Source organism: Actinomadura parmotrematis (assembly GCF_019458805.1).
Classification (GTDB): domain Bacteria; phylum Actinomycetota; class Actinomycetes; order Streptosporangiales; family Streptosporangiaceae; genus Spirillospora; species Spirillospora parmotrematis.
Genome location: NZ_JAIBOA010000023.1, coordinates 117504 through 127726 on the forward strand (window position 1 = coordinate 117504; position 10223 = coordinate 127726).

The 10223-nt window shown below is 74.3% G+C and carries 9 protein-coding genes; 7 read left to right on the top strand and 2 right to left on the bottom strand.

Annotation, left to right across the window (positions count from 1 at the left end; all coding sequences use genetic code 11):
- Positions 1 to 45: 45 nt before the first annotated feature.
- On the bottom strand, positions 46 to 1518 hold the full coding sequence (locus K1Y72_RS29035; protein WP_220169680.1) for an MFS transporter: 1473 nt from the start codon (positions 1516 to 1518) through the stop codon (positions 46 to 48).
- Between the two features lie 186 nt (positions 1519 to 1704).
- Here K1Y72_RS29035 and K1Y72_RS29040 point away from each other — a divergent pair, with 186 nt between their 5' ends.
- Both K1Y72_RS29040 and K1Y72_RS29045 read left to right on the top strand, forming a co-directional pair.
- The gene (locus K1Y72_RS29040; protein ID WP_220169681.1) at positions 1705 to 2145 is read left to right on the top strand and encodes a MarR family winged helix-turn-helix transcriptional regulator; all 441 of its coding nucleotides are present in this window, start codon (positions 1705 to 1707) and stop codon (positions 2143 to 2145) included.
- Positions 2146 to 2284: 139 nt separating this feature from the next.
- Complete coding sequence (locus K1Y72_RS29045; protein ID WP_220169682.1) at positions 2285 to 2614, top strand: hypothetical protein; 330 nt, start codon at positions 2285 to 2287, stop codon at positions 2612 to 2614.
- 16 nt (positions 2615 to 2630) lie between these two features.
- Here K1Y72_RS29045 and K1Y72_RS29050 read toward each other — a convergent pair whose 3' ends face one another.
- Positions 2631 to 3656, bottom strand: coding sequence for a methyltransferase (locus K1Y72_RS29050; protein WP_220169683.1), 1026 nt, complete (start codon positions 3654 to 3656; stop codon positions 2631 to 2633).
- Between the two features lie 230 nt (positions 3657 to 3886).
- On the opposite strand from K1Y72_RS29050, the gene K1Y72_RS29055 reads away from it, so the two are divergent.
- The 5 genes from K1Y72_RS29055 (at position 3887) to dxs (ending at position 10183) form a co-directional block, all read left to right on the top strand.
- Complete coding sequence (locus K1Y72_RS29055; RefSeq protein ID WP_220169684.1) at positions 3887 to 5029, top strand: cytochrome P450; 1143 nt, start codon at positions 3887 to 3889, stop codon at positions 5027 to 5029.
- Between the two features lie 191 nt (positions 5030 to 5220).
- Positions 5221 to 5928 carry a response regulator transcription factor gene (locus K1Y72_RS29060; protein WP_220169685.1) on the top strand — a complete coding sequence of 236 codons (708 nt, stop codon included), beginning with the start codon at positions 5221 to 5223 and terminating at the stop codon, positions 5926 to 5928.
- Between the two features lie 72 nt (positions 5929 to 6000).
- Complete coding sequence (locus K1Y72_RS29065) at positions 6001 to 7002, top strand: alpha/beta hydrolase (protein ID WP_220169686.1); 1002 nt, start codon at positions 6001 to 6003, stop codon at positions 7000 to 7002.
- Positions 7003 to 7118: 116 nt separating this feature from the next.
- On the top strand, positions 7119 to 8159 hold the full coding sequence (locus K1Y72_RS29070; protein ID WP_220169687.1) for a polyprenyl synthetase family protein: 1041 nt from the start codon (positions 7119 to 7121) through the stop codon (positions 8157 to 8159).
- 38 nt (positions 8160 to 8197) lie between these two features.
- Positions 8198 to 10183: a 1-deoxy-D-xylulose-5-phosphate synthase gene (gene dxs / locus K1Y72_RS29075; RefSeq protein WP_258574071.1), complete on the top strand. Its 1986-nt coding sequence runs from the start codon at positions 8198 to 8200 to the stop codon at positions 10181 to 10183.
- Positions 10184 to 10223: the final 40 nt, after the last annotated feature.

Below are 10223 nucleotides of genomic sequence, written 5' to 3' on the forward strand. Positions count from 1 at the left end.
GGGAAAACGGGGGGCCGGGACGCGTGCGCCCCGGCCCCCCGTCCGTCAGCCGTCGACCTTGGCCTGCTCCGGCGCGGGCACCGCGGCCGCGGGGCCGGACGCGGCGGTGCGCGCGGCCGGGATGGCCGCGGCGATCGCGGCGGCGACGAGCGCGATGCAGCCGCCGATGATCAGAGCGGTGCGGAAGCCCGCCTCGGAGGTGAGGCTGTAGCCGCCGAGGGTGGTGGTGAGCTGGGACAGCACCACGCCGATGACGGCGGCGCCGACCGAGGTGCCGAGCGAGCGCATCAGGGTGTTGAAGCCGTTGGCGGCCGCGGTCTCGCTGAGCGGCACCGACCCCATGATCAGCGCGGGCATGGAGCCGTAGGCGAGGCCGACGCCGCTGTTGATCACCATCATGGCGAGCATCAGCCCCCACGGGCCGCCGAGCAGCGCCAGCGAGACGCCGTAGCCGGCGGCGATCACCAGCACGCCGCTGATCAGCGTGAACTTGGGGCCGCGGGCGTTGGTGAGCTTCCCGCCGAGCGGCGAGACCAGCATCATCATGACGCCGCCGGGCGCGAGCCAGAGGCCCGCCGCCAGCATCGACTGGCCGAGGCCGTAGCCGGTCTCCTTCGGGAACTGCAGCAGCTGCGGCACGACCAGCATCGAGGCGTACATGCCGAAGCCGACGAAGATCGAGGCGATGTTGGTCAGCAGCACCCGGGGACGGGCGGTGGTGCGCAGGTCCACCAGCGGGTCGCGGTGGCGCAGCTCCAGCACGCCCCAGCCGAGCAGGACGACGACGGCGGCGGCGAACAGGCCGACGGTGGTCGCCGAGGACCAGCCCCAGTCGGCGCCCTTGGAGACCGCGAGCAGCAGGCAGACGAGGCCGACGCCGAGCCCGACCGCGCCGGCGGCGTCGAAGTGCTGGCCCTTGGCGCCGGGCGGCACGTCCGGGATCAGCACGAAGATCAGCACGGCGACCAGCAGGGCGAGGCCGGCCGACCCCCAGAACAGCACCCGCCAGCTGGCGTACTCGGCGATCGCCGCGGCGATCGGCAGGCCGAGGCCGCCGCCGATGCCCATGGAGGCGCTGACGAGCGCGATGGAGGAGCTCAGCTTCTCCTGCGGGACGACGTCGCGGAGCAGCGCGATGCCGAGCGGCACGACGCCCATGCCCATGCCCTGCAGCCCGCGCCCGACGATCATCGGGACGACCGAGGACGACAGCGCGCAGACCACGGAGCCGGCGACGAGCGGCACTGAGCAGACCAGCAGCATCCGCCGCTTGCCGACGAGGTCGCCGAGGCGGCCGACCACCGGCACGCAGACCGCGCCGGCGAGCAGGGTGACGGTGACGACCCAGGCGGAGTTGGCGGCGGAGGTGTGCAGGATCCTCGGCAGCTCCGCCAGCAGCGGGGTGACCAGCGTCTGCATGATCGCCGCCGTGATGCCGGCCAGCGCCAGCGTGGCGATCACGCCGTTGGCGTGGGACGCCGGCGGCGCGGGCCGGCCGGCGGGCGGGGAAGCGTCCATGGGGAGTCCTCGGGAGGGTGCGGTGGGAGGTTACGCATGCAACGTACATACATTTGCCGTGTCATGTGCATCGTACACGTCAAATGTGCCGTACACATGATGTGGGCGTTACACAGGCGTATGGCACGATGGGACCGCCCCCTGGAACACGACGGGCGCGCGGCGGAGCGGGAGGCGGATCGGCGCATGGACAGGCGCACGCGGGACATCGAGTACGAGCAGATGCTGCTCAGCCGCCACGAGTTCCTCCGCCGGCGGCCGCACGCCATGGACCGCAGCGCCTACGTGCTGCTCAGCCGCATCCGCATGCAGGGGCCGATGACGATCGGCGAGCTGAGCGACGCCTTCGGCCTGGACGCCTCCACCCTCAACCGGCAGACGGCCTCGGCCATGCGCGGCGGCCTCGTGGAGCGCATCCCCGACCCCGCGGGCGGCATCGCCCGCAAGTTCCGCATCACCGACAAGGGCGAGCGGATGCTCGACGACGAGCGCGAGAGCAGCGTCCGCGGCCTGGACAGGGTGATGGCCGACTGGTCCGCCGACGACATCGCCGCGTTCGCGTCCTACCTGCGCCGCTTCAACGGCGACATCGAGCGCCTGTCCGGCCGCCCTTGGCCGCGCCCGTAGGAACGGCGCGAGCGCCCGCGCCGCCGTCCCGCACGGGTGCCGGCCGCGACCTTGCGCGCGGTCGTCGCTTTCGTGGGGGTCGGGCGGTGGAATGTCGGACCCGGGCGGTACAACGGACGGGACGAAGGGGGCGGGGACGATGTCGACGCGGTGGTTCGAGCGGGCGCTGGCGATGATGCGCGAGCCCGATCCGGCGCGCCGGGAGAGCGGCTTCGACTTCCTGCGCGAGCACGCCGACTCCTACGTCGCGGAGCTCGCGGCCGCGTTCGAGCGCGAGGACGACCCCCGCCTGCGCCCCCTGCTGCTGGAGCTGCTCGCCGAGGCCCGCGCCGACGACGCCCTGCCCGTCCTGGCGGCCCAGCTCGCCGCCGACGACGACGACCTGCGCTTCTGGGCCGTGCGCGGCCTGGAGATGCTCGACACCCGCGCGTCGCGCGCCGCCCTCCACGAGGCCGGCGCCGACGGCTGACCCGCCGCGCGAGCGGTCAGGACGCCGGGACGCACTCCACGAGGCAGACGCCGTCGGCGTTGCGGTGGGCGGAGGCGACGCGCAGGCCCGCGTCGCCGGCGATCGCGCCGAACTGCTCGACGGTGCGGGCCCGGCCGCCGACGAGCAGCAGGATGCGCAGGTCCTCGTCGGTCGCGGCGGCCTCGTCCACGGCGCGCTGCTCGGCGATGAGGACGCGGCCGCGCGGGCCGGCGGCCTCGCCGCAGCGGCGCAGGATCTCGGTGGCGTCGCCGTCGGGCCAGTCGATGAGCACGCCGCTCAGCAGGTAGACGTCGCCGCCGGTCGGCAGCAGGTCGAAGAACGACCCGGGCACCACCTCGACGCGGTCGGCGAGCCCGGCTGCGGCGAGGGTCGCGCGGGCCTGCGCGACGGTGTCGGGCAGGTCCACCAGGATGCCGCGCAGGTGCGGCTCGGCCCCGAGGAGCCGGGTGAGGAGCGTCCCGGTGCCGCCGCCGACGTCCACGACGACGTCCACGTCCGCCCAGCCGCGGCCGAGCACGGTGCCGATCGCGGGCGCGAGGTAGTGCTTGGCGAACGCGTCGAACTCGGCGAACAGGTGCGGGTGGACGGCGAGGTCGGCGTAGTAGGAGCGGCCGAACAGCGACGGGTAGACGGGCTTGCCGGTCTGCAGGGTCTCCAGCAGCGACGCCGCCGTCTGGTCCAGGCGGCCGGCGAGGCCCCGCTGGTCCAGCCGGGTGCGCAGCTGCTCGGGATGGCCGTCGCGGAGCAGCTCGCCCGCGGGCGTGAGGGCGTAGCCGCCGTCGCCGTCGGGGCGGACCACGCCGCGGCCGGCGAGGTAGGCGAGCAGCCGCGCCGTCGCGTCCGCGTCCGTGCCGGCGGCCGCCGCCAGCTCGGCCGGGCGGCGCTCGCCCGCCGCGATGAGATCGGCGAGGCCGAGCGTGGCGACCGCGCGGACGGCGTGCGGCCAGAGCGAGTCGGCGAGCCGGCGGACCGCGGCGACCGCCTCGTTCCCGGATCCTTCGCTATGCGTGCCGGCGGACATCCGCACCTCCGCGGTCGGTCGAATTAATTCGTCGAGAATTCTTGTCGATCTTTATCGGAGTGGGACTCATCGTAGGCGCCCGACTCATTTAGTCGACACTAGGGATTACCTCAGTTTCGAGTCGATATAGGCGTGTGACAGGATCGGTGCCGGGAGAAATCGGCCTGTGCAGTGAAGACGGCTCCCGTGGAGGGTGCTACGGAATGGTCGCCGTTGATGACGTAGTGTCGATGTTCGAAATATACGACTGGTACCGGACGCAGCGGGAAACCGAGCCGGTCTGCCGCGACGAGTTGTTCGGCGGCTGGCGGGTGCTGCGCTATTCCGACGTGCGGCGCGTCCTGTCGGACCCGGACGCGTTCGGGTCGGCGCGGCCGGCCGGCCGGCGCGGGCGGGAGGGCGTGCACGACCCCGGCGAGGACACCATGGTCCGGTCCGACCCGCCGGCGCACCGGCGGCTCCGCCGGCCGGCCGCGCGCGCCTTCACCCCCCACCTGGTGGAGGGGATGGCGCCGCGGATCGAGCGCCTCGCGGCGGACCTGCTGGACGGCGCCCTGGCCGCGGCGCCGCCCGGCGGCGACCTGGAGGTGGTCGCCGGCATCGCCTACCCGCTCCCGCTGGCGGTCATCGCCGGGCTGCTCGGCATCTCGGCCGAGCGCGGCGAGGAGTTCCGCGCGTGGTCGGGCGCGGTCGTCTCCGGCGGCACCGGGTCCCCGCAGGACCGGGCCGCGATCGACGCCATGTACGCCTATTTCACCAGCGTGCTGGCGGACCGGCGCCGGTCGCCGGGCACCGACCTCATCAGCCGCCTGATGGAGGACGGCGGGGAGGGCGAGCCGCTCGGCGAGCGCGAGCTGCTGAACTTCTGCGCGCTGATGCTCGTCGCCGGGCACGAGACGACGACCAACCTCATCGCCGACACCGTCCTCTGCCTGGCCCGGCATCCGGAGGCGCTGGACGCGGTGCGGGCGGACCGGGCCCTCGTGCCCGGCGTCATCGAGGAGGTGCTCCGCTACGCCTCGCCGGTGCAGGCGATGGTCCGCTACGCCCGGCGGGACGTGACCGTCGCCGGGCGGCTCATCCGGGCCGGCGAGGTGGTCTTCCCGAGCCTGGGGTCGGCGCACCGCGACGGCGCCGAATTCACCGATCCGGACCGCTTCGATATAACGCGGCAATATGGGCGTAACATTTCGTTCGGACATGGGATCCACTACTGCCTCGGCGCGTCATTGGCACGCCGCGAAGCCGATATCGTGCTGCGTCTGCTGCTGGACCGGCTCCCCGGCCGCTGGATCGTCACCGGGCTCGACTTCGACCAGGGGATTCAGCGTTTTCTGTTCGCGCCTCGGCGGCTCTCCGTGCGGGCGGGCTGAGGTATCCGGCCGCGCGCGCGAGCGGCATTGTTCCTGACCGGCTCCGGTCACCGGAAAGGGCGCCGCGAAATATCGCGGACCGACCGTCCGGGGTAAGAAGGAGCCGTGCAACGGTCTGGCTGACGGTCGGCGCATTCCCCCGTCCCGACGCCCGTCGACGAGCAGGACCAGCGAGATTGGAGTGTGCCGGGATGACTTGGACCCGGACCAGGGACGGAACACGGATCGTCAACGGAACGTGCCAGCCGCCCGCCGCCAGGCAGATCGTCCTGGTCATCGGCGAGTGGGCCGCGCTGGAGGGCGAGCGGGCCCGCGCCGGGGCGCCGCGGATCGGCCCCGACGGCTGCCGGATGCACGGTTCGCTGATCTTCCACGGCGGGCCGGACGCGGCCGAGCCGAGCGCCCGGCTCCGCGCCGTGCAGCCCGACTGGCTGCTGGTGAGCTGGGGGCAGAGCGACGAGGACGAGCTGCTGAAGGCCGTCGGCCAGTGGCGGCTGCGGCTGCCGGGGGCGCGGCTGGCGATGCTCGGGTCGCAGCAGGACCGGCAGCGCGCCGAGTCCTGGATCCGCCGGGGCTGCACGGTGTACCTGTCGGAGGCGTCGACGATCGAGCGGGTGCTCGGCACCCTGCTCGCGGCGTCCCGGCTGGACCTGCAGGTGTTCGACCACTCGCTGTACCTGCGCTGGCAGCGGTCGATGCCCGAGACGCCGACCCTCACGGCCCGCCAACGTGAGGTGCTGCGTCTCATCGCCAGCGGCAACACCAACGCCGAGATCGCCCGCGAGCTCTACCTGACCCAGCACACCATCGAGTTCCACATCCGGCACCTGCTGCAGAAGCTGGGCGTCCGCAACCGCACCGAGGCGGCCGAGCGGGCCCGGGTCGTCGGCCTGCTCTGAACACCGCCCGGCGGCCCGCGAGGGCGCCGGCGGCCCGCGATCGAGCGCGAACGACACCACGCAGGAGAGACGATGCGCACGAGGATCCTCCTGGCGGCGCTGGGCCTGGTCGTGGCCGCGTCGGCCCCCGCCCCCGCCCCCGCCGCCGTCGCCGGCACCCGCGCGGCGGGCTGCCGGAGCACCGCATTCGACGTGGACCTCGGGCCCGCGGGACCGGCGCGCGTCACCGGCGTGCGCTGCGGCCCGCCCGGCGGCACCGTCCAGGTCCTCGTCCCCGGCCTGACCTACGACTCCCGCTACTGGCTCCGCAGACCCGCGCCGGACCTGCCCTCCTACGCCGCCGCGATGGCGGCCGCCGGAATCGCCACCGTCGCCCTGGACCGCCCCGGCACGGGCGGCGGCACGCGACCGGACGCCGCCGCCGTCGGGCTGGACGCGTCGGTGGCGGCCGTCCACCGGGTGGTGGCGGTCCTGCGCGCCGAGGGGCGCCGCACGGTCGTGCTGGCCGGGCACTCGTTCGGGTCCGGCGTGGCCCTCGCCGAGGCCGCCCGGTACGGCGACGTGGACGGCGTCATCGCCACCGCCTTCCTGCACGGCGCCGGGCCGTCCGGGTTCGGCTTCCTGTCGAGCCTGCACCCCGCGTCCGAGGACCCCGTGCTCGCGCCCGAGAACCCGCCCGCCGGCTACGAGACGACGAAGCCGGGGACGCGGGACGCCCTGTTCTACACGGCGGACGACTCCGACGCCGCGACGCGCGCCGCTGACGAGGCGACCAAGTCGACCGTGACGTCGGGGGAGCGGGCCGACGCCTCCAAGGTCGTGTCCGACATCGGCCTCACCCGCTCGGTGCGGGTGCCGGTGCTGCTCGCCGACGGGCAGGACGACGCCCTGCTGTGCGGCATCCCCGGCTGCTTCTCGGCCGATTACGTGCGCGCCTTCGAGTCGCTGTTCTACGACGCGCGGACGGGCCCGACGGTGTTCCTCCTCCCCGGCGCCGGGCACGCCCTCGGGCTCCACCGCAATGCGCCGCTGTTCTTCCGGACGGCCGTCCGATGGACTGAGGGGATCGGGTAGCGACCCCTTAAGGAATTCCGTAAGTTGCGCAGGTGCTGTAATGGTGGCCATTGACATGGGAGTCGGCCGCCCATTCCAATGGTGAAATCGGCTGGAATCGAGCATGGGAGCCGGACATGGCCGGTGGGCAGCATTATGCGGATGCGGCGGTCGACGCGCCGCAACCGGAAGACCGAAATGGTGTGGTCCGCGATTATTCGGTGCTCGTCCAGGCGGAACTGGCGCGCGGCTGGGCGCGGGAGGACGACGGGCTGGCCGCGATGGCGCGGTACGCGCTGTCGGCGCCGGGCAAGATGTTCCGGCCGGTCCTGCTGCTGGAGTCCGCGCAGGCCGTGGGCGGCAGCGCCGGCGACGTGCTGCCGGCCGCCGCCGGCACCGAGTGCGGGCACGTCGCCAGCCTGATCCACGACGACATCATCGACGGCGACGAGCTGCGCCGCGGGCAGCCGGCCGTGTACCGCCGGTACGGCACCGACAACGCCATCGTCACCGGCGACGCGCTCATCTTCCAGCTCTTTCTCTGCCTCGCCGAATGCCGCCACAACGGCGTTCCGGGAGAACGCGTCGCGGCGGCCCTCGAAGTGGTCGCCGCCGCCGGTGTGGAACTGTGCCGGGGGCAGGTCCTCGAAGCGGAGATGACGAGCGCTTTCGTCCTGGACATCGACGCCTACCTGGCCATGATTTCGATGAAGACGGCCGCGCTGTTCCAGGGTGCCTGCGAATGCGGCGCCATTCTCGCCGGCGCGCCCCCGGAATGGGTGCGGGCGCTCGGCGAATACGGCCGGGCCATGGGCGTCGCCTTCCAGGTCCGCGACGACACGCTCGGCTACGTGGGCGACGACGCCGTCGTCGGCAAGCCGGCCTCCAGCGACATCCGCAACCGCCGGCTGACCTTCCCGCTCATCCACGCCTTCGAGCACGCCGACGCCGCCGGCGTCGCCGTGCTGACCGCCGCGCTCGACGGCGGCGTCCCCGCCGAGCGGGCCGTGGACGCGGTGGGCGAGGTGCTGCGGCGCACCGGATCGATCGAGGCGGCGGAGCGGTTCGCGCACGAGCACGCCGGGAAGGCGCGCGACGCGCTGTCCGTGCTCCCCCCGTCGCCCAGCCGGGAACGGCTCGAAGGGTTCGCGCTGCGCGCGGTGAACCGCGTCCACTGACGCGGCCCGCGCCCCCGGGGCGGACCCCCGCCGCACAGATGAAGGAGAGGGTTGTGCCTTCGCTAGACGCCATCGACCATCCACGCGACCTCAAGGACCTCACCCCCGACGAGCTCGCCCCGCTCGCCGCCGAGCTGCGCGAGGTGCTCATCGGCACCGTCGCCGGGCGCGGCGGCCACCTCGGCCCGAACCTCGGCGTCGTCGAGCTGACCATCGCGCTGCACCGGGTGTTCGACTCCCCGGCCGACCGGATCCTGTTCGACACCGGCCACCAGGCGTACGTGCACAAGCTGCTGACCGGGCGCCGCGCCGCGTTCGACGGCCTGCGCCGCCGCGGCGGCCTGTCGGGCTACCCGAGCCGCGCCGAGTCCGAGCACGACGTCATCGAGAACTCGCACGCCTCCACCGCCCTGTCCTACGCCGACGGCCTCGCCAAGGCCGAGGCGCGCCGCGCCGCCGCGCACCGCGACGGGACCGCCCCCGGCGCCTACCGGCGGCGCAACGTCGTCGCCCTCATCGGCGACGGCGCGCTCACCGGCGGCATGGCCTGGGAGGCGCTCAACAACATCGCCGCCGCGCCGGACCGGCCCGTCGTCATCGTCGTCAACGACAACGGCCGCTCGTACGCGCCGACCGCCGGAGCCCTGGCCCGCCACCTGGCGGCGCTCCGCACCGCGCCCCGCTACGAGCGGGCGCTGGAGTTCGGCAAGCGCGCCCTCGGCGGCCTGCCGCCCGTCTACCGGCTGCTGCACGGGGTGAAGCGCGGCCTCGCCGACATGGTGCTGTCCCGGGCCATGTTCACCGACCTCGGGCTGAAGTACATCGGCCCGGTCGACGGCCACGACGTGCAGGACGTGGAGCGGGCGCTCCGGCAGGCCCGCGACTTCGGCGGCCCCGTCGTCGTGCACTGCGTCACCGTCAAGGGCCGCGGCTACGCGCCCGCGGAGGGCGACGACGACGAGCGCATGCACTCCCCGGGCCCGTTCGACGTCGCGACCGGCGCGCTGCTGCCGAAGGCGGGCCCGAGCTGGACGGGCGTGTTCAGCGAGGAGCTGGTGAAGGCGGGCGCCGAGCGTCCCGACGTCGTCGCCATCACCGCCGCGATGCCCGGCCCGACCGGCCTCAGCGCGTTCGCCGCCGCCCACCCGGACCGCACCTACGACGTCGGCATCGCCGAGCAGCACGCCGTCGCGTCCGCCGCGGGCCTCGCGATGGGCGGCCTGCACCCGGTCGTGGCGATCTACTCCACGTTCGTGAACCGGGCCTTCGACCAGGTGCTGATGGACGTCGCCCTGCACCGGCTCCCCGTCACCCTCGTCCTCGACCGCGCCGGCGTCACCGGCGACGACGGCGCCAGCCACAACGGCATGTGGGACCTGTCGATCCTCCAGGTCGTCCCGGGCCTCCGGATCGCCGCGCCCCGCGACGCGGCGCGGCTGCGCGCCCTGCTCGGCGAGGCGCTCGACGTCGCCGACGGCCCGACCGCCGTCCGGTTCCCCAAGGGCCCGGCGGGCGAGGACGTCGAGGCGGTCGAGCGGATCGGCGGCCTCGACGTGCTGGCCCGCGAGGGCGCGGGGGACGCCGGGGGCGCCGGGGGCGCCGCCGGGTCGGTGCTGCTCGTCGCCGTCGGCGCGATGGCGGCCACCTGCCTGGAGACCGCCCGCGCGATGGCCGCGGGCGGCGTCGCGACGACCGTCGTCGACCCGCGCTGGGTGAAGCCCCTCGACGACCGGCTGCGCGGCCTCGCCGCCGCCCACGACCTCGTCGCCGTCGTCGAGGACAGCGGCCGCGTCGGCGGCGCCGGCGACGCGGTCGCGCGGCTGCTCCGCGACGGCGGCGTGGACGTGCCGGTGCGCACCTTCGGCATCCCGCAGCGGTTCCTCGGGCACGCGCGGCGCCCGCAGATCCTCGACGAGATCGGGCTCACCCCCGCGGCGCTCGCGGACGCGATCGGCGCGGCCCTCGCGGGGCGCGGGACCGAGGGCGCCGAGCCCGCCCTGTCCGGACCCGGGAGGCACTCGTGAGCGTCGACCTCGGCATGCCCAAGGTGGCGCCCGCCGCGCG